The sequence below is a fragment of the Dyella sp. EPa41 genome (genome assembly GCF_016586165.1).
Lineage (GTDB): Bacteria > Pseudomonadota > Gammaproteobacteria > Xanthomonadales > Rhodanobacteraceae > Dyella.
Genome location: NZ_BCPR01000001.1, coordinates 71,685 through 90,704 on the forward strand (window position 1 = coordinate 71,685; position 19,020 = coordinate 90,704).

The 19,020-nt window shown below is 64.1% G+C and carries 14 protein-coding genes and 1 tRNA gene; 6 read left to right on the forward strand and 9 right to left on the reverse strand.

All coding sequences use genetic code 11. The features are described 5' to 3' along the window. Nucleotides 1-88: 88 nt before the first annotated feature. Both JMF82_RS00340 and JMF82_RS00345 read right to left on the reverse strand, forming a co-directional pair. The gene (locus tag JMF82_RS00340; RefSeq protein WP_201312548.1) at nucleotides 89-289 is read right to left on the reverse strand and encodes a (2Fe-2S)-binding protein; all 201 of its coding nucleotides are present in this window, start codon (nucleotides 287-289) and stop codon (nucleotides 89-91) included. Nucleotides 290-364: 75 nt separating this feature from the next. Continuing rightward, entirely contained in the window at nucleotides 365-922 is a 558-nt protein-coding gene (locus JMF82_RS00345; protein WP_201312549.1) for an RNA pyrophosphohydrolase, read from the reverse strand. Between the two features lie 187 nt (nucleotides 923-1,109). Here JMF82_RS00345 and JMF82_RS00350 point away from each other — a divergent pair. The 3 genes from JMF82_RS00350 (at nucleotide 1,110) to JMF82_RS00360 (ending at nucleotide 3,003) form a co-directional block, all read left to right on the forward strand. Continuing rightward, nucleotides 1,110-1,186: transfer RNA gene (locus JMF82_RS00350), tRNA-Met, on the forward strand. A gap of 344 nt (nucleotides 1,187-1,530) precedes the next feature. Further along, nucleotides 1,531-1,821, forward strand: a complete 291-nt coding sequence (locus JMF82_RS00355; protein ID WP_255559913.1) for a helix-turn-helix domain-containing protein — start codon at nucleotides 1,531-1,533, stop codon at nucleotides 1,819-1,821. A 729-nt stretch (nucleotides 1,822-2,550) separates the two neighbouring features. Continuing rightward, a complete protein-coding gene (locus tag JMF82_RS00360) occupies nucleotides 2,551-3,003 on the forward strand; it encodes a fasciclin domain-containing protein (protein WP_201312550.1) in 453 nt (150 codons plus the stop codon). Nucleotides 3,004-3,931: 928 nt separating this feature from the next. On the opposite strand, the gene JMF82_RS00365 is transcribed toward JMF82_RS00360, so the two are convergent. Further along, nucleotides 3,932-4,153, reverse strand: a complete 222-nt coding sequence (locus JMF82_RS00365; RefSeq protein WP_201312551.1) for a hypothetical protein — start codon at nucleotides 4,151-4,153, stop codon at nucleotides 3,932-3,934. A 1,099-nt stretch (nucleotides 4,154-5,252) separates the two neighbouring features. On the opposite strand from JMF82_RS00365, the gene JMF82_RS00370 reads away from it, so the two are divergent. After that, on the forward strand, nucleotides 5,253-8,342 hold the full coding sequence (locus JMF82_RS00370) for a TonB-dependent receptor (protein WP_236585214.1): 3,090 nt from the start codon (nucleotides 5,253-5,255) through the stop codon (nucleotides 8,340-8,342). Nucleotides 8,343-8,461: 119 nt separating this feature from the next. On the opposite strand, the gene JMF82_RS00375 is transcribed toward JMF82_RS00370, so the two are convergent. Both JMF82_RS00375 and JMF82_RS00380 read right to left on the reverse strand, forming a co-directional pair. Then, entirely contained in the window at nucleotides 8,462-9,628 is a 1,167-nt protein-coding gene (locus JMF82_RS00375; RefSeq protein ID WP_201312552.1) for a DNA-binding transcriptional regulator, read from the reverse strand. A 142-nt stretch (nucleotides 9,629-9,770) separates the two neighbouring features. Next, nucleotides 9,771-10,481: a response regulator transcription factor gene (locus JMF82_RS00380; RefSeq protein ID WP_201312553.1), complete on the reverse strand. Its 711-nt coding sequence runs from the start codon at nucleotides 10,479-10,481 to the stop codon at nucleotides 9,771-9,773. 95 nt (nucleotides 10,482-10,576) lie between these two features. On the opposite strand from JMF82_RS00380, the gene JMF82_RS00385 reads away from it, so the two are divergent. After that, complete coding sequence (locus tag JMF82_RS00385; protein WP_201312554.1) at nucleotides 10,577-11,221, forward strand: response regulator transcription factor; 645 nt, start codon at nucleotides 10,577-10,579, stop codon at nucleotides 11,219-11,221. A 9-nt stretch (nucleotides 11,222-11,230) separates the two neighbouring features. Here JMF82_RS00385 and JMF82_RS00390 read toward each other — a convergent pair whose 3' ends face one another. From JMF82_RS00390 to JMF82_RS00405, 4 genes are all read right to left on the reverse strand, one after another. Further along, nucleotides 11,231-11,431 (reverse strand): hypothetical protein, encoded by a 201-nt coding sequence (locus JMF82_RS00390; protein ID WP_201312555.1) that lies wholly within the window; start codon nucleotides 11,429-11,431, stop codon nucleotides 11,231-11,233. A gap of 135 nt (nucleotides 11,432-11,566) precedes the next feature. Continuing rightward, nucleotides 11,567-13,561 (reverse strand): hybrid sensor histidine kinase/response regulator, encoded by a 1,995-nt coding sequence (locus JMF82_RS00395; protein WP_201312556.1) that lies wholly within the window; start codon nucleotides 13,559-13,561, stop codon nucleotides 11,567-11,569. Between the two features lie 32 nt (nucleotides 13,562-13,593). Further along, nucleotides 13,594-15,003 carry a hypothetical protein gene (locus JMF82_RS00400; protein ID WP_201312557.1) on the reverse strand — a complete coding sequence of 470 codons (1,410 nt, stop codon included), beginning with the start codon at nucleotides 15,001-15,003 and terminating at the stop codon, nucleotides 13,594-13,596. 120 nt (nucleotides 15,004-15,123) lie between these two features. Continuing rightward, nucleotides 15,124-17,826, reverse strand: a complete 2,703-nt coding sequence (locus tag JMF82_RS00405) for an ATP-binding protein (RefSeq protein ID WP_201312558.1) — start codon at nucleotides 17,824-17,826, stop codon at nucleotides 15,124-15,126. Between the two features lie 554 nt (nucleotides 17,827-18,380). Here JMF82_RS00405 and JMF82_RS00410 point away from each other — a divergent pair. Then, nucleotides 18,381-18,959, forward strand: coding sequence for a fimbrial protein (locus tag JMF82_RS00410; RefSeq protein ID WP_201312559.1), 579 nt, complete (start codon nucleotides 18,381-18,383; stop codon nucleotides 18,957-18,959). Nucleotides 18,960-19,020 lie beyond the last annotated feature (61 nt).

The following is a 19,020-nucleotide window of genomic DNA, read 5'->3' on the forward strand; positions in this document are numbered from 1 at the left end:
GACGGAACGAGAATGACTTCGGACCGCCCAAACAAAAACGCGCAGCCGAGGCTGCGCGTTTCCGGCGTGCGTGCGGTCTGCGTCCGACTCAGGCGACGACGGCCACCGGCATCGTCAGCAGTACCTGCTGCACGGCCTTGTCCAGCGTGGCGCGCGCTTCCTGCTCGCAGCAGCCGCAGCAGTCGGAACAACCGGTGCGCGCCTGCAGGTCGGCGAAGTGATGGACGCCCTCGGCGGCGGCCCGTCGGATGTCGCCGTCGGTGACGGCGTTGCACATGCAGATATACATGGCTGCATATGGGAACGCAAATGCGAATGATTGTCAACTAATATTATTGCCCGCTGCCGGGCATCGGCCGGCCGTTCAGGCGGCGGCGCGGCCTTTCCGGGGCGAGTGGCCCGGATGCTGTCCATCCGGCTGAGGCAGCTGGCCCAGCTCCAGGCTGAGCAGGGATTCCACCAGCGGTGCGAAATGGCGCAGCGCGCGCTCGTAGACCTGGCGCTTGAAATTGACCACGTGGGCGGCCGGGTACCAGAAATCCACCCAGCGCCAATGGTCGAACTCGGGCTTCTCGCAGGCATCCAGGCGCAGGTCCTGCTCGTTGCCCACCAGGCGCAACAGGAACCAGACCTGTTTCTGGCCGATGCAGGTCGGGCGCTGGTGATGGCGTACGTAACGGCTGGGCAGGCGATAGCGCAGCCAGCCGCGGGTGGCGCCGATGACCTCGACATGGTGCGGGGCCAGGCCGGTTTCCTCTTCCAGCTCGCGGTACATGGCTTCCAGCGGCGTCTCGTCGCTGCGCATGCCGCCCTGGGGGAACTGCCAGCCATCACGATTGACGCGGCGCGCCCAGAACAGTCGGCCGTCCGCGTTCAGCAGAACGATGCCCACATTCGGACGATAGCCATCGACGTCGATCATGTTGCCTCCTGGGCTGGCCGCACGAAGGAAACGCGTATTTCCAGATAAGGCCGCCCGGGGTCGATTCAATCACAGGGTACGAAGACGCGGCAAGCCGAACACTTGAACCGGAGGGCCTCTCCGACTAAACTGCCGCGCCCCGCCTGATTGACGCCACGTCAACGCCCCTAGGCTGGGACGCACCCAAGGCTATGTAGCTCAGCCGGTTAGAGCACAGCACTCATAATGCTGGGGTCGGTGGTTCGAGTCCACCCATAGCCACCAAATTCAAGTTGCTTAACGACCGCCAAGGTCTTTAGGAAGGCTCAGAACCCGCATCACAGCGGGTTTTTTTGTACCTTAGGCGATGCCGCCGATCAAGCCAGAGCTGTTGTGGAGAAGGATGCCCCATTACACGAGAGAATGGCGCGGGTCGCTGCACTCATCGATGGCTTCGAAGACTCGTTTGGCTTGGAGCTTCTGAGCTCCGTGCACTGGGTTGCCACGCAGCAGTCGGCAAAGAGTGCTGACGAAGCAATATCGATGGTTCACAGTTGGAGCGAGCGCAAGCGTGCCCTGATGAAGCCAGAGCATTTGCGAAAGGCGTGGAGCAGACTCGATGATCAAGGCTGGCTCGCGACACCAGTACATCAGAAGGACGACTGATGTTCAGCCTGCTAGGGGCCTTCGCGCAGTTCGAGAATGACATCCGTGCCGAGCGTCAGGCCGATGGAATTACTAAGGCCAAGCAGAAGGGAGTGGCATTTGGGCGGAAGCGTGCTTTGACCGAGGAGCAATGCATCCGCATCCGTACCCTTCGGCATGAAGAAAAGTTCTCGGTCGCCCAGTTAGCCGAGCGATTCAATGTTGGACCCGCGACAATTTATAGGGCCCTTCAACAAGCCGACGAGACTATATGATTGGACCGTCTGCGAGGTCCGCTATCGACCCAATGCGGACGTCCTCCGTCTTGAGGGCGGAGCGAAAAGCAGCCTCAGGTGCAAGTGAAGCCGTTAGCTGGCGAGTCAATATCCCCCAATCCAGGTGTCCTCAATGTCGTCCTTGACGGCACTTCGCAGGTCTACATCTGACAGCTGAGAGATGCCGAAGAGCTTTCCATGGCGCAGGCCCCGAGCCTTCCCATGACGGCGAAAGCAGGCCGACCACCGTATGCTGTCCCGCACGGCACTAGAGTACTCAGCGGTGTAGATGTAGCCATCACTGGTCAAGCCTACGACGTCGGTCATGATCCCACCCTCACGGGGTTAGTCCGGCTGACAGTACTCCTGCCTTGGTATCGCAGCGTGAGTTTGTCGAGCGCCTTCGTGTGCGCTGCGGCCGCGGGCCAAGGTTAATCACCGCCTCCGATCCGCTGCGAACCCGCACGACAGCAAGCAGGCGACGTCGCAAATGGCTGCAGGCATGGGTATGTCTCTCGGTGCTTGCGGTCCGCCGCCGCGTCACCACCACGTAACAACTACAAGCGCATGCTCTCTGGGCGCCAGGATAGAAAGTCTCCTCCTTGGCAGGCGTCTCAGCCACGCGGTCCTCTTCCTAACGCCATCTGAGTATTTCTCCGATCTGCATCGGAGTTGCGGATTCGTCCGCTCTGGATCCGTCTCGCGGATCTCCCATGAAGGCAATTACCCATGTCTAATAACGATTCCAACGTTTCTCGCGTTAGCGGCAAGAACCTCGTCGATACAGCGGCAGCCGATGGTAGCTTCCATACCCTTGGCAAAGCTCTTGAAGCGGCAAACCTCACCAGCGTGCTGAAGGGTCCCGGCCCATACACAGTCTTTGCACCGACGGATGAGGCCTTCGAAAAGCTGCCCAAGGACACGCTAACTAACTGGCTCAAGCCGGAGAACAAGGCCGAACTAATTTCTGTCTTGAAGTACCACGTTCTGCCGGGTCGCGCGTCGGTCGTCGATGTCGAAAAGCTCACTACACCGAAGATGATGCAAGGCCAGACGGCGACGATCACCAAGGAAGGCGACAAGCTTCGCATCGACGAGGCCACCATCACGAAGCCGGATATCACGTCAAGTAACGGTGTCATCCATGCGATCGACATGGTGAATGTGCCAACCAAGCAGTAACCAGCAAGGGTTTGTGGTGGGGCCAGTCCCCGCCACAGAACCTGCCGGGACGCGTGCGGGAGCATCTCCGCATTATTGCCCAGACCGAAAGCGGTGGCGGTCTCGAACACATTCACAGGCGGATCAGCAGCGACTGTTGCTGGCCGCCTGGGCCTTTGGGCCCGCGGGCCGCCGTCCCGATGAGGGCGGCGTCATAATCTAAGGTGATACTCATGGCTGGTCATTCTCGCGCTCCATCCTTCTCATCTCGGCTAGCCAGGTTCACCGGATACATCGGTGATCTGCTCGATCGCATGTTCAGTGAACCATACGTGCAACCGTCGCCCGTGATATCCCGAAGGAAGCGGCTTGCTACCGCGATGGAAGCTGCACGAGTCCACAGGCGGGGTGGCGGTCGATGATCCTCGGTGGCATCGCAAGATTCAGGTATTTCTTCCGCCCATTCCGGAGAGGCGCTTACCAGCATGCGCCATCGATCGAGGAGTTGTATGTGATGCGGCAGAGAATGCATGAGGCCTGGTCGTCGCGGGTAAGCCGTTTCGCCCACGGGCTTGTTCGCCATCTTGTGGAAGCTGTACGGCGGTAGCGCGCATGGCCCTCACGAGAACACAGCTTGCTGAAGAGTTCATCGCTCTGGACGCAGAGCTACTGAGGCTCGAGGTCATTGGCGCGCCTGAGGAGGCAGTTCAACTGGTGCTTGAGCACTTGGTCAACGTGTCGACCCGGTCCGTCGGGCAGCGAGACCGCCTTTGGTGGTGGGGACGACTGTACTCGGCCATGGACAAACACGCCGCTCGACTTTCGACATCGTCGGTCGAGCCTGTGCCGCAATGAGAAGATGCGAAACTTCGAGAGCTGCGGGCGACTCCAAGCCGCCAGCCTAGTCACGTCAATTGCTTTCGCTTGAAGACTCGGTCACTCGAGGTACCTATGCCGCCGGATATGGCATGCGGTGACGAGTGCAAATCCAATCGACCATCTCGCACACCCAGTCCTCGTCCTCACGGCTCGATTGCGCGATGACATCAGAAAAAATGCCGTCGGTAGATGCAAAGAAATCCTTGTCCTGCGGGTGCTTGGTATGCAGTATCGAAACCGATGCATCCAAGCGGCTCAATAAAGCGCGTAGATCCTGACGTGAGCTAGACATGGCTTTGCTCCTGCCGTTGAGGCGGAGATGTTACGAGGCGGGTCTGCCGGATGACGGCTGGGCCAGCAGGGGAAATCCGTGCTAGCTAGGCCACTTTGCGCGTATTGGTGTTAGTCCCATGTAACGACATGGGGAAAGGCTTCGGTCGAGACGCCATCGGAACGAATTGAGGATGCGGGTCTAGTCTGTCTTGGAGAGGGAATAAAGTGTGTCCACGTGCGTCGTTGCATCAAAGCGATGGAATGCCGTTGAGCATTCGTAGGGGGCTGTCGGCAAGTTCAGTGCTAAGGTCCGCTCTCGACCCAGAGTGGACATTCTTAGAGACCAGAAAGACGTATCTGGCAGCCGTGACCAGTCATCAGGCCAGGATATGGCTCAATGATCACTGTGCCGACAGTCATCGAGTCGCCTCGAACAACGGCGGCTGATGCCATCGCGTCGGCATCCTGCTGGGACACTGCAGGTACGGCCGCACGAACGAGCTGGCTGCAAATCTGTGTCAGAAATTGCGCTCCCATCGTTCGCCCCTTGGTCGGGCCATAGCCACCATTGCGCGTACACGAAAGCCCTGCAGGCATGCGGGGCTTTGTTGTTTTTGGCGGCAGTGAGTCTCGCGGCCGATGATCCGTGGCGGCATGCCGTCGCGTGGCCATCCGCGATCGCTCCATCGCCGTCATGCGGCAAGTGCAACGAAGCGTCCCCGATGACGCGGGTGGGACCACGCGTTTGTTGTCCGCCTGACGACCGGGCCGGTCAGTGTCGAACAGCGCATGCCTTCCCCGGCTCACGAATGTGGTGCGGCGCACCACGTGTTTTCACCAATGCTTCGTGTGGATTGATGCCGCCAGAAGCGCGTCGTTCGCAGCAAATGCGGCGACAGCAAACGAAGAATCATCAAGAGCGCCCCGCTTTTTGACAATTGTTTGTCCGCACTCCGTCCTATTCACTACGCCGACGCCGAAGACCGCGCGATGGGGATCGCGCCGCCTCGCGAACTGCGAGGCACGGCTTCCAGCGTAGCGACACAACAACGGAACCGGGCGGCGTGAGCCGCCGGGGACATCACAGCTCGGGGGAGTGAGTTCGAATGAACGGCAAGATGCAAACGATCGATTTGCAGCGCAGGGCGTACCCGCTATTCACCGCTTCGCTGTCCCGCCACCGATTGGCGGCGAGCGTCGCCCTGGGCCTGGCGCTGATGCACGCGCCGACGATGGCCCTGGCGCAGGACGGCACCCAGGCGACGGCCGCCACGACCTCGGCGCCGTCGGAGGCCGGCAAGGCCGACGCGGCCAACAAGAAGAAGGACGGAAAGAAGGACGACGGCAAGAAGGACGTCCAGAACCTCGATGGCGTGACGGTCACCGGCATCCGCGCCAGCCTCGAGTCCGCGCAGTCGCTGAAGCAGAACGCCAGCCAGATCGTGGACTCCATCACCGCGACGGACATGACGGCCTTGCCCGATCGCAGCGTGACCGAAACCCTGCAGCGCATCAGCGGCGTGACAGTCGACCACTTCCTGGCCGACAACGACCCCGACCATCCCTCTTCCGAAGGCAGCGGCGTGCTGATCCGCGGCCTGCCCTACGTGGCCAGCCAGCTCAACGGGCGCGACAGCTTCTCTGCCAACAACGGCCGTTCGCTGGGCTTCGAGGACGTGCCGGCCGAACTGATGTCCGGCGTGGACGTGTACAAGAACCCGTCGGCGGAACTCATCGAAGGCGGCATCGCCGGCACGGTGAACCTGCGCACGCGCATGCCGTTCGACAACCCGGGCCAGGTGATCAGCTTCTCCACCGGCATCAACGAAGGCGACATGGCGAAGAAGAGCAAGCCGTCCGCCTCGTTCCTCTACAGCAACCGCTGGAAGAGCGACAGCCTGGGCGAGTTCGGCGCGCTGTTCGACGTGTCCTATTCGGAGCTCGCATCGCGCAACGACGGCATCCAGACCAACCCGTACGTCATGCGCCCCGATGCGACCGACTCGTCGTACTACGCGCCGAACATCGCGGCCGGTTCGCCGACCAGCACGGTGTACGTGCCGGGCGACATCAACTGGCTGGAGATGCAGATGCAGCGCCGGCGCATCGGCCTGTACGGCGCCATCCAATGGCGTCCCACCAACGATTTCGAGTTCTACTCGCAGTTCTTCCGCTCCGACTACAACCTGGAGTGGAACCAGCACAACGTGCAGACGAACGAGAGCGCGTACAACAACGTGCTGCCCGCGCCGGGCACCCAGTTCAACTACGACAGCCACGGCATCTTCCAGAGCGGCACCATGGCCTCCAACGCATGGCGTGGCGATGCGTCGATGGGCATCCCCGATGGTTACGTGAACTACTACACCGACAACCGCATCCAGCACCAGCACACGCGCACCACGGACTGGTCCAACGGTTTCAAGTACAACATCAACGACCACGTCCTGCTGAGTGGCGACTTCCAGTTCGTGAAGTCGACCAGCGACATGAACGACTTCTCGGTGTTCGGCCAGTTCTACATGCCGCCGGCGAACGTGAGCGTGGTCGGCACGCCGAGCCTGACGCTGTCAGACCCCAGTTACCTCGCCAACCCGGCCAACTATTACCTCGGCGCAGCGATGGACCACCTGGAATACGACTACGCCGTGCAGCGCACCGGCCGCCTGGACCTGGAATACAACTTCCAGGACAGCAGCTGGCTGCAGTTCGCCCGCGTCGGCGTGCGCGCCACCAATCGCGATGCGTCCAGCAACAACACCAACGGCAACTACAACTGGGGTGCGATCAGCCAGATCTGGAGCGCCTCCAATTATACCTCGACGGGCCTGGACTGGTTCACCCAGATCCCGTCCTGGATGTCCGAGCAGTACTCGATGTCGCATTTCTATCGCGGCGCGAAACTGCCGACCACGCTGTGGTTCCCCAGCAATGCGCTGGTGAGCAACTATACGAAGGCGATCCAGGCGCTGTATGCGATCGAGGCCGCGGGTGGCTGGCAGGCGCAGGTGCCGGGCCTGCCGGGTGAGAACAATCACCAGAATGAGGACACGCAGGCCATCTACGGCTCGCTGTATTTCGGCAACGAGGACGCGCTGGGCATTCCCTTCGACGGCAACATCGGCCTGCGTTACGTGAAGACGGACGTGAGCGCCAACGGCGCGATCCAATACCCGTCGGCCAGCAACATCAGCGGCAGCACCGCCAACCTGACGCCGGAGCAACTGGCCTTGTTCAGTGGCGCCTACGTGCCGATCTCCGGCAAGGGCAGTTACCACAATTTCCTTCCCAGCCTGAACCTGCGTTTCAAGCTGACCGACGAGTTGCAGCTGCGCCTGGCCGCGTCGAAGGCGATGACGCGTCCTGACATCAACCAGCTCAATTCGTACATGAAGCTCGGCGCCTCGTGGGGCGGCCCGGCCGGCCAGCAGCCGACCATCACCGGCTGGACCGCGAGCACCGGCGGCAACCCGAACCTGAAGCCGCTGGAGGCCAACCAGTTCGACACCGCGCTGGAGTGGTATTTCTCGCCCACCGGCATGCTGTACACCACGGTGTTCTACAAGAAGATCAAGAACTACATCACCAACGAAGTCACCACGGAAAACATCAGCGGCCAGGAATTCGCGGTCACCGGCCCGCAGAACGCCGGCGACGGCAACGTGAAGGGCATCGAGGCGGGCTATTCGCAGTTTTTCGACTTCCTGCCGGGCGCGTGGAAAGGCCTGGGCGTGCAGGCGAACTACACCTTCCTGCGCAGCAGCAAGATCGCCGGCACCACGTCGTGCGATCCGGACCATGCCAACGGCTCGTGCGGCGCGGATTACATCGTGACCAATCCGCCGCTGCCGATGGCCGGCCTGTCGCAGAACAGCTACAACCTGATCGGCATGTACGAATACGCCAACTGGTCGGCGCGCCTGGCCTGGTCGTGGCGCAGCCGCTACCTGATCACCACGGAAGATTCGGGCGATACCTACCTGCCGATGTGGAACGATGCGTTCGGCCAGCTCGACGCCTCGGTGTTCTACCACATCAACAAGAACATGCAGGTGGGCCTGCAGATGAACAACCTCACCAACTCGACCACGCGCGTGCTGATGGGGCCGGCCAGCTACGTCAACGGTACGGTGGATCCGCATCTGTACACCCGAGCGATCTTCGAGAACGACAGGCGTTACGAGCTGGTGTTCCGTGCCACGTTCTGAGGGGTTCCCGTCGCCCTGAAGGCAAGTCCGCGTTCGTTGCCGGCGTGCGGTTCCTCCCCGTGCATGCCGGCAACGAACGCTGCGGCTTGATCGCCAGGGATGCCCTGGCCAGGGCATCCCTAGGCCTTCAGCTGTTCCTGGTATTGCTTGGGCGTGCAGTCGAATTCGCGGCGGAACACCACGTACATGTACTGCAACGAGGTGAAGCCGCTGCGCACGGCTACGTCCGTGAGTGACATGGACGGGTCGGTCAGCAGCTGCCGCGCGCGCTCCAGCTTGTGCTCCAGGATCACCTGGTGCACGGACTTCTTCAGCTCGCGCTTGAAGTGCTCTTCCAGCAGCGTGCGCGATACGTTGACGTAACCGGCCACCTGCTCGGCCTTGATGCCCATGCAGGCGTACTGGCGGATGTAGTGCCTTGCCCGCATCACGTGCGGGCTGCGGATGCACTGGTACTGGCTGCTGGCCTGCACGTTGATGCCGGCGGGCGGCACGAGCACGCGCGAGCCGGAGCAGTCGCCTCCATGCAGCATCTGGTGCAGCAGCTGCGCGGCGGTGCGGCCCATTTCCTCGGCGCCCTGCATCACGGAGGTCAGGCGGATGCAGCTCAGCACCTGCACGATGGGGTCGTTGTCGATACCCACGATGGCGACCTGTTCCGGCACCGGCACATCGCCCACGATGCAGGCCTGCAGCAGCTGCCGTGCGCGTGCATCGGTGGCGGCGATGATGCCGATGGGCTTGGGCAGGCTGCGGATCCATTCGGCCACTTCGTGCTGCGCGCGTCCCCAGCCACCCGCGCTGGTGCATGCGCCGTGATAGACGATGCCTTCCAGCCCGTCCGCGGCGGTCAAATGGCGGAACCACATCTCGCGCTCATGCGCCCAGCGGTTGTCGGGCTCGGGCGGCTTGCCGAAGAAGGCGAAGCGCTCCAGTCCATGCTCGATCAGATGGCCATAGGCGGCCTGCACGAGCTTGCGGTTGTCGGTCGCCACATAGGGAATGCCGCCGGGGTACTGCGAGTCGTCGGCATACGAGCCGCCGACGGCCACCACCGGAATGGGCAGCGCCGACACGGCTTCGGCCACCACCGGGTCGTCGAAGTCGGCAATAATGCCGTCGCCCCGCCACTGGCGGATGCCCAGGGTTCGGCAGCGGAAATCCTCTTCCATGAAGAGATCCCACTTCACCCGCGTGAAGGTGAGGTACTCCCCGATGCCCGCGATGACCTGCCGGTCGTAGACCTTGTTGGCGTTGAAAAGCAGTGCGACGCGATGCGGCAACATCCGTCAACCCTTGGCGATGGGCAATGAGCTGGCAAGGTAGCGTCTTGAACTGGCAGCGACACGCTGCGCTGCATCATTCGGCAGCCGCTTATTTCCGGCCATTACGGACGTCTATACGTCCGATACGTCCATCGCTTCGGGATCAGGCCTCGTCGTCGGTTTCATGGGCCGAGGCATGCAGGTTCAACGAGGCCTGCGAGGATTGAACCAACCCGTGCGTGACGGCGTAACTGAAGATGTCGCCATCGGAGGCCAATCCCAGCTTCTTCATCATGGACACCTTCTGGGCACTGATGGTCTTCGGGCTGCGGTGGACATATTCACCGACCTCCTTGACGCTCAGGCCCTCGGCCAGCAGGCGCAGCACTTCCAGCTCCCGCCGGGTCACGTGCATGCCGCCGCCTTGCTGCGCCGGCGTGGGCGGGGAGTCCGCCAGGATGTCGCGCATCCGGGGCGAAAGGAAGGGTTCGCCGCGCAAGGCTTTCCGGATCGCCGTTTCAAACAGGCTGTAATGGTCGGACTTGCTGACGACGACGTCGACGCCCGTGTCCAGGATGCTACGCACGACCTTGCCGCTTTCGATGCCGGTCAGCACGGCGAGACGGACATCCGGAAAGCGGCGCTGCAGGAATCGCAGCAAGGTGATGCCGTCACCGAATTGGCCGTGCGGCATCGAAAAATCGATCATGGCGACGTCGCAGGCCTGCTTGGTGAGAAGTTCTATCAGCGACGTGGAGTTGGTTGCCTGCCCCGCCAGGATGACGTTCTGGAATCCCGACACCAGCTGCGCCATGCCCGCAAGCACGGTGGGATGGTCATCTGCGATAACTACCCGGGTCACCATGGCGGACATTATAGTGATGACTCCCCGGGCCATGCCTTGCGCCCTTGAGGCGGCCCCTTGACCAAAGACAGCGGCGGGCTGCTCGCCGTGACGGGCTGCCCATCATGACCCATGCACCCATTCGCGTCGCGATTGCGGATGACCACCCGGTGGTCCGCTTGAGCGTGGAAGCCGCGCTGGACGATATCCCGATGGTGTCCCGCATCGGTTCGGTCGGCAACTCGTCCGAATTGATGGAGCTTCTGGAGCATCGCCCGTGCGACGTGCTGGTGACGGATTACGCCATGCCGGGCGGTAGCCATGGCGACGGCCTGGACCTGCTGTGCGCCCTCCGTGCCCGCTTTCCCGCCATGGGCATCGTGGTGTTGACCGCCGTCGACGACCCTTTCCTGATACAAGCCCTTATCACGAGCGGGATCGTCAATATCCTGAGCAAGGTCGACGGCATCGCCCATATAGGACCGGCCGTGCAGGCCGCGCATGTCCGCCGCCGCTATGTATCGCCCAGCATCGCGAACCTCGTTGCTCCTTTTTCCAGGGCCAGGCCGAAGCTGTCGCGAGGCGAGGCCGAGGTGCTGGCGCTGTACATGGCCGGCGTGTCGATCAACGAGATCGCCGAGCGCTTGCAGAAAAGGAAGCAGACCATAAGCACGCAAAAAAGCCGCGCCATGGAGAAGCTCGGCATCGCCTCCGACGCCGATCTGTTCAAGCATGCCGCGGAAGTACGGCGGATGGCCTCGATACCGTGAAGGGCGCCGTCATCCGAGGGCATCCGACACCGTTCGCTTCCACTCGTTCTGTAGCTTGCGGCGCTGCGATTCCGACAACAGGATGTAGCGGTTCAACTCGCTGATGAATGACGATTGGGCGCCCAGGTCCAGCTTGCTGAAATCGAGCAACAGGCGCCGGGTTTGCACCGGGCTGAGCCGTGCGTCTTTCATGGTGCGGGGACGTTTCATGTCCGGTGCTTGTTCCCTGGCGCATGCTGAAATCCCCCCATTGCCGTATGCACGGCACGCTAGCGCGAGACGATGCGCACGTGTGTCGGACCTGTCCTAATTCGCTTGAGCCCGCGTCCAAGGACGCATCGACGCTCAAGGCTCGCTCGCATAGCGGGCGATCGTGTCGCGCAGCCGCTGCTCGAGCACCGCGACGGCGTCGCGGGTGGCATGCAGGCCCGCATCGTCCACTTCCGCCTGGAGGGTCGCGCATGCCTCGGCCAGGGATACTTCGCCCAGCACGAGCAGCGCGCCCTTCAACGAGTGCAACCGGTCCATGAGCATCGTCTCGTCGTCCCGGTTCACGGCGTCGAGGATGGTCTCCAGATCGTGCGTTCCCGAACGGACGAAGATCTCCCGCACCTTTGGCGACACCGGCCATGCCTGCGGCGGCGAGGTGGCGTCCGCGGCAGGCTCGGGCTGCCGGGGCACGTGGCGGTTCATGGCCGCCTCGAGCTGGCCGAGCGAGATGGGCTTGAGCAACAGGTCGGTGATGCCGGCCTCCCTGCAGCGCGACCGCTCGCTGGTGAGCGCCGCCGCCGTGACGGCAAGGATCGGCAGCGTGACACCCCGGTCGCGCAAGGCGCGCGCCAGCTGGTAGCCGTTCATGCGCGGCATGCTGATGTCGGTCAGCACGATGTCGAAGTCGCCGTTGGTCCACAGCTCCAAGGCGGCTTCGCCGTCTTCGGCGGTCGCGGTGGCGTAGCCCAGGGCTTCCAGCTGCTGCTGGATCAGCTCGCGATTCACCGGATTGTCGTCCACCAGCAGCACTCGTCCCCTGGCAGGCTGGCCATCGTCGGCAACGGGCGAAGGCGCTGACTCATCGCCGGTGGCCGGCGCCGCCGCCGCTGGAAGCGACGGCGCGTCGCCTGCCATCGGCTCGTCGGCATCCTCGCGCACGATGGCCGCGCGCAAGGCCTCGCTCGAATAACAGGAGATGAGCCAGGCGCCATCGACGCGGTGCGGAAGCAGGGGCCCGTCCATGTAGGCACGAATCACGCGTCGCGCGCACGCAAGCAAGGCGTATTCGTCCTCGTCGCTCCAGGATTGCTGCTCCCCGAAAATCACCAGCGCGTGCGCGTCGCGCACCCAGTGCTTGTCCAGTTCCGAGGGAAGGCCCACGGTCAGCACGTCGGCCCCCCAGCCGCCCAGCAATGCGCTCACTTCCTGGCGCCATTTCGCCATGCCGGACAACAGCGCGATCCGGTAACCCCGCAGCAGATGCCGGGTGTCCGGTTGCGCTTCGGTGCTTCGCACCGCCGGAATGTCCAGGGCGAAAATGCTGCCCACGGCAGGCGTGCTCTGCACGCTGATGCGTCCGCCCAGCAACTTGCCGAGTTGATGGCAAAGCGCCAGGCCCAGGCCGGTGCCGCCGAAGCGGCGCGAGATGCTGGCGTCGATCTGGGTAAAGGGTTCGAAAAGCCGGGACACTTCCTCGTCGGACATGCCGATGCCCGAATCGATCACCTCGAAGCGCAGCATGTCCGGTTCGCCTTCCCCGCCGGCGAGCCGCGACGCGCGCAGGAGAATCCGGCCCGACTCGGTGAACTTCACCGCGTTGCTCACAAGGTTGTTGAGGATCTGCCTGATCCGGTTCGCATCGGCGACGTAGCTGGGTTCCAGCGCGGGGTCGATGCCGAAATACAGGCGCAGTCCCTTGCGCAGCGCCAGGGGCGCGTAGAGCAACGCCGTCTGCTCGATCAGCGGGCGCAGCGCGAACGGCACCGGGTCGATCGCCAGCTGGCCCGCTTCGATCTTCGAGAAATCGAGCACGTCGCTCACGATGGTCAGCAGCAGTTCGGCCGACTGGCGAATGCGCCCGAGGTGTTCCCGCTGCGCCGTGTCGAGCGTGGAATGCGAGAGCAGTTCGAGATGACCGAGCACGCCGTTGAGCGGGGTGCGGATTTCATGGCTCATCATCGACACGAAGGACGACTTGGCGCGGTTGGCCGCCTCCGCCGAAAGCCTCGCCTGCTCCGCCTCGTGGCGTGTCTGGCGCAGGTATTCCTCCGCTTCGGTCTGGGCCGTGCCGTCGCGCACCACGCAAAGCAAGGCGCGCCGTTCGCGGTACACGTAGGGTACGGTCGCCACCAGCAGGTTGCGGTTTTCGCCGTCCCTGCGCTCTACGTCCAGCTGGAATTCCAGTTGCCCGGCCGGATGCCGGCGATCGGACCTGCCGGCTTCGCCGGGGCCCCCGCGGCGAGCCGGGCGTAGAGGCTCGACGGCGGTTCGGCGCTGTCCGCCGCGAACCCGCGCATCACGTCGTTCTCCATGATCGGCTGATGGTTTTCCGGGTCGAGCAGGCACAGGCCCACCGGTGAGGCTTCGATGATGATGCGGCTGAGCGCTTCGCTCTCGTAGACACGCTCGACGCCCGCCAGGGCCGGCGCGAAAACCCGCCGGTCGGTGTAGAGCAGCAGCGTCCACAGGATGGCGAGGATCAGCGCCGTGACCAGCAAGAACGGGAGCAGGCGATGGCCTATGTCCACCAGCATCTGCTGCCGGCTGTAGAGCCGCACCAGTGTCCAGTCGGCGTTGCGGAGCGTGCCGGCGACCTTGTACATGCCGCCCTTGCTGAACAGGACCGGGCCATGGTGCCTGGGCAGGTGGTCATGCAGTTCCTGCAGCAGGGCCGGGTCGGCCTTGTGCACGTCGGGCGCCTGGTTTTCGCCCAGGATGGTTTCGTCCGTTGCGGATACCAGCCGGACCGAAGCGGGCGGCGACAGGCTCTCCACCAGTTGGCCGAGGGACTCGAACACGATGGCGCGCGAACCGGAATCCGGTGCGAAGGGCAGCCGCAGCCCCTCCACGATCGCGGGCTCCCCCGTCAGCGGATCGTGGCCGAGGAAGAGGGGCGCGACCCGGTTGTCCACGGCCGGGGCGCCCATGGCATGGACGGCTTCGCGCTGCCAGCGGTCGTCGGCCAGCATCAGCCGTTCCAGCGCCTGCTTTCGCGTCTGCACGTGCAGCGCGCCGAGCAGCTGCGCTTCCGTATCGACGCCCTCGATCCCGAACATTCGCCCGAGCGGATCGTAGACGTAGGCGCGCGTCCCGGGTTTTCCGCCGCGCGCCGCCGGTGCCAGCGTCGACGCCTCCCTGGCCAGGCCGAGGATCGCAGCCTGGGTCGCATCGGGCAGGCCGGTGGTGTCCACGCCCAGGATCAGCCAGGGCTGGTTCGGCGGATCCACCTGGATCAGCAACTGGCCATCCTGCGCGGCAAACTGCTTCTGCAGGGGCGCGCCGACCGACTGCAGCCACGGCTGCTGGGTCAGCCACAGGCTGCTGAAGACGCGCATCGCATTGCGGTGCTGCAGCTTCAGGCGTGCCAGCAGTGCGTCGATGTCGGTGCCGGCTTCCTGGAAGATCTCGCGCTGCTGGCGGTGATAGTCGCGGATGCTGGACAAGGCGATGGCGAATATCGTCGCCACCATCAGCAAGGTCACCACGGCCCCGCCGAGGTACAGGAATCGCCGCTGATTGCGGTGCAGCGCGGGTAGCGCCTTGGGTTCGACCACCACGTTTTGACCGCTCATCGACGTGACCCACCTTTTGCCGGTTGGTGACCGCAGGCGATACGCGCCTTCGTAGACGTCCACCGAAGTCTCGCTCGCTCCCTCATGGCGTTTCAACAGCAGACCCGCGCCCGGCACGGGTCAGCCGCCTCCCGGAACCGGATCGGCCGAGTCGTCGCTCCATGCGCGGCCTTCGCTCCAACGCAGTGCCCGCAGCAGCGCATCCGTCGAATAGCAGCTGACATAGAACGTGCCGTTGCGGCGTTCGGGGAACAGTGGCCCGTCGGGCCGTGCGCGGATCAGGCGGCGCGCCCCCAGCCTGGTCTCTTCGCTTTCGCTCCAGCTTCCGCGTGCGTCGCCAAAGACCACCAGTGCATCGGCGGAGGCCACCCACGCCGGGTCGAGCTGCTGGGGATGCGCGGCCACCATCGTCTCGGCTCCCCACATCGCAAAGCGGCGTTCCATCCCTTCACGCCATTCGGCCGCCGGCGAAAGCAGGGCGATCCGCTCGTCCTGCAACGGATGCGCCAGGGCGGCGCTTTCGTCCTTGGACAACCGCAACGGCACGTCGAAAGCGAATGCGCTGCCCACGCCTTCGGTGCTCCTGACCGACATCGAGCCACCCAGCAACGCACTCAACTGCCGGCACAGCGCCAGTCCCAGGCCCGTTCCCCCGAATCGCCGGCCGATGCTGGCGTCGGCTTGCGCGAACGGTTCGAACACCGTCCGCTGCTGGGCCGGTGTCATGCCGATGCCCGAGTCGATCACCTCGAAACGCACCCAGTGGCGATCGTCGTCCAGCAGCCTGCGCGAAACGCGGATCAGCACCCGTCCCGTCGCGGTGAACTTGATGGCGTTGTTCAGGAGATTGCGCAGCACTTGTTCGATCTGGGTCAGGGCGCCCTGATAGAACGTGGCCACGTCCGCCGCGATGACATAGCGCAACTCGATGCCCTTGGCCTGGGCGGCGGGCGCATAGAGCAGCGTCACCTGTTCCAGCAGGTCGTAGGTGCGGAACGATCGATCGTCGATGCTCAGCTGGCCGGCTTCGATCTTGGAAAAATCGAGCACATCGTTGATGACGACCTGGAGCGCGTCCGCCGAGTGCCGGATCCGTTCCAGCCGTTGTTGCTGGTCCGCGCGCAATGGCGTCTTGGCGAGCAGTTCCAGGTGGCCAAGGATGCCGTTGAGCGGGGTGCGTATCTCATGGCTCATGGTGGCGACGAAAGACGTCTTCGCGCGGTTTGCCGACTCGGCCGCCTGGCGAGCCTGTTCCAGCGCCTGTTCCGATTCGACGCGCGCGGTGAGATCGCGCAGGATGCAAAGCAGCACGGGATGGCCGTCGTAGTCCATCGAGGCCGTCGCCGCCAGCAGGTGCCGCACCGGATGCTCCCCTTCGCCGGCAACGAGCAGCTCGAACTCCCTCACGTCGGGACGTTCCGGCGCCATGCGCCGGCTGTCCGCATGTCCCTGCAGCAGCTGCCGGTAAAACGATGCGGGGCCCTCGGCCGCGCTGGCCGCATACCCCTCGATCACGTCGTTGTGCATGAGGGGCCTGCCATCGGTGGCATCGATGACGCAAATGCCGCTGGGCGACCCGCTGACGATGGCGCGGTTGAGCTGCTCGCTCTGGTAGACCTTCGATGCCTGGGCGAACGCCGGCGCGAACAGCCGGCGATCCAGGCGCAGTAGGAGCATCCATGCGCCCCACACCATGAGTACCGTGAGCAGGGTGGCCGCGTACGCCACGTCCCGAATGGACGTCCATACGTCCATGGCGCCATACGTCGACATGGCTATCCAGTCCGTGCCGCGCACGGGGCGGGCCAGGTACATGCGCCCCCCGTGCCATCGGTGCGCGACGTCATCGCCATGGCGTCCGGGCCGGAAGGCCGGCACGGGCACGACGGCGCCCATGGCCTTTTCCGTGCTGAGCACGACCTCGCCCGAAGGCGTGGCCACCGTCAGGGCGATGTCGCCGAGCTCGCGCAACGGCGCGGTAAAGCGATCGATGGGATCGAACACGGCGAACGTCCCGAACGGGACACCCCGGTCGTATGCCTCGTAGGCGCTGATGATGGCGAGATGGCCGCTCACTGGATCGGGTCCGAACGTCGTGCGTATCGGTGACGGGTTGGACCGCTTGTACGAGGGCTGGGTCGGCGGCGCCACGGCGGTACCGGGCGCCTCGGCCGGCGCGCCAGGCACGGCGGCCTGAAACGCGGCGAGGGTGAAGTGCGCGGCCGCGCGCCGCAACGACGCTTCGTCGAGACCGGCGCCGGAAAACGCCACGAACGACTGGCCGGCGTCGCGAAAATACGTCGTCGTGCCCGCCTGCCAGGCCGGCGAATGGCCGGTATCCACCGACAGCTTCTCGATAAACCGCAGGTACCGTTCGAGCCGCGCGGGTTGCCGCGACAAGGCGCCCTCATCGGTGACGAGCCAGGGAGACGCCTCGGCGTCGGCCCGAATCACCGCACGCCGTCCGTCCTCGACGAACCGCCTTGCCAGCATGTCGTCATCGCCGGGCAGGGGGAGCGCTTTTCGCCAGGCGTGCTCGGCCCGGTCCACGCTTTGCGCGTACAACGCGTCACGCTGGACGAACAACGAGTCGATCACGCGCGTCGCATCGCGAAGCGTGTTCACCTGGGCCGCGTGATAGTCGGCGATGGCCAGCACCATCACCATCACGAATGCCAGCGAAGCGACGACGGTCAGCGCGATGCCGCCGCCGTAAGTCATGCGAAGTTGCCGGCGGCGCAACGACGCAATGTTGTCCGAACCGCGCGGAGAACCCTTGCGTCCCGCGCCGGCGGCAAGCCATTGGTGAAGTCGACGCATCATGGGCAAGGAGAAAACCGGGTCTGGGGCAACGGATGGCACGCGAGTCCGACAAGCGGAAAGACTTGGCCTGCCGGGGCATCAGCGGATCGCGGAGGTACTTTGTGGGCCCAGGCCCACCCGTCACGAATGACGACGCCTGCGCGGCTGCTGGGTAATGGCCACCCATGCTAGAGAGCCGATCGCGGTACAAGCGTAGGACTGGGCCTAAAAAACCGAGGCACGTCGTGTGCCATCGCGGGAAGGCTCGATACGAAAGCCCTCGGATGCGGGTGATGGCTCCGGCGCTTGTCAAAACGTGCGGCCATGTGCCGCGGCGTATCGGCAAATGGACGGCCAAACCGATGGTGAACGACGACGGTTCCATCGCATCACACACCGATTTTTAGGCCTAGTCCTACAGGCAAAAGCGGAGTCGGCGTGAAAAATATGTTTGCCGCCTGACGAGCTATTCGACTCGGCGGCCATGCCCCTTCCACGGTTCTCAGTCAGCGGTCCGGGGCATCCACGTGACAGCAAGCTTCAACTCCGCAGATTCACCCTCTAGGACACTCTCCATGAACAAGACTCTCCTCTCCATGGCTCTGGCTGCCGTATGCGCGGTGGTCGCGTGGGCTCCCCAGGCGGCCTCGGCGGCCGACGGCACCCTGACCTTCAAGGGCAACATCACCACGGTCACCTGCGACGTCACCGGCGGCGCCGGCACCGGCGGTGGCACGGGCGACATCATCATCACCTTGCCGACGGTAGGCGTGAGCACGCTCGCCGCCGCCAACCAGACCGCCGGCGCAACGCCGTTCTCGCTGACCATCGGCGGCACCGGCGCCACCGGTTGCACCAACGGCAAGATCGCGTCGCTCAACTTCGAGCCCGCATCCAGCCCGCTGGTCAACGCCACGACCGGCAACCTGAAGAACACAACGGGTACCGGCTACGCGCAGAACGTGGAAGTGGCGCTGGTCAATGCCGCCACCAGCCAGCCGGTCAACCTGTACACCAGCGCCAACTCGCCGCAGGCGACCATCGCGGGCAACACGGCCACGCTGAACTTCATCGCGCAATACATCGCCGTCGGCACGGCCGCCACGGAAGGCCTCGTGGATACGAACGTCGAGTATTCGGTGACCTACAACTGACCCGGGAAGGGCGAGGCCAACCGCACCGGCCTCGCTCCCTCTCCGTTGCATGGCGAGACAG

Excerpts from the sequence above, each read along its gene's own strand:
- JMF82_RS00345 (WP_201312549.1), bottom strand. The coding sequence starts at position 922 with ATGATCGACGTCGATGGCTATCGTCCGAATGTGGGCATCGTTCTGCTG.
- JMF82_RS00400 (WP_201312557.1), bottom strand. The coding sequence starts at position 15,003 with ATGAGCGGTCAAAACGTGGTGGTCGAACCCAAGGCGCTACCCGCGCTG.
- JMF82_RS00370 (WP_236585214.1), top strand. The coding sequence starts at position 5,253 with ATGCAAACGATCGATTTGCAGCGCAGGGCGTACCCGCTATTCACCGCT.
- JMF82_RS00375 (WP_201312552.1), bottom strand. The coding sequence starts at position 9,628 with ATGTTGCCGCATCGCGTCGCACTGCTTTTCAACGCCAACAAGGTCTAC.
- JMF82_RS00410 (WP_201312559.1), top strand. The coding sequence starts at position 18,381 with ATGAACAAGACTCTCCTCTCCATGGCTCTGGCTGCCGTATGCGCGGTG.
- JMF82_RS00340 (WP_201312548.1), bottom strand. The coding sequence starts at position 289 with ATGTATATCTGCATGTGCAACGCCGTCACCGACGGCGACATCCGACGG.
- JMF82_RS00390 (WP_201312555.1), bottom strand. The coding sequence starts at position 11,431 with ATGAAACGTCCCCGCACCATGAAAGACGCACGGCTCAGCCCGGTGCAA.
- JMF82_RS00360 (WP_201312550.1), top strand. The coding sequence starts at position 2,551 with ATGTCTAATAACGATTCCAACGTTTCTCGCGTTAGCGGCAAGAACCTC.
- JMF82_RS00365 (WP_201312551.1), bottom strand. The coding sequence starts at position 4,153 with ATGTCTAGCTCACGTCAGGATCTACGCGCTTTATTGAGCCGCTTGGAT.
- JMF82_RS00385 (WP_201312554.1), top strand. The coding sequence starts at position 10,577 with ATGACCCATGCACCCATTCGCGTCGCGATTGCGGATGACCACCCGGTG.
- JMF82_RS00405 (WP_201312558.1), bottom strand. The coding sequence starts at position 17,826 with ATGATGCGTCGACTTCACCAATGGCTTGCCGCCGGCGCGGGACGCAAG.
- JMF82_RS00380 (WP_201312553.1), bottom strand. The coding sequence starts at position 10,481 with ATGTCCGCCATGGTGACCCGGGTAGTTATCGCAGATGACCATCCCACC.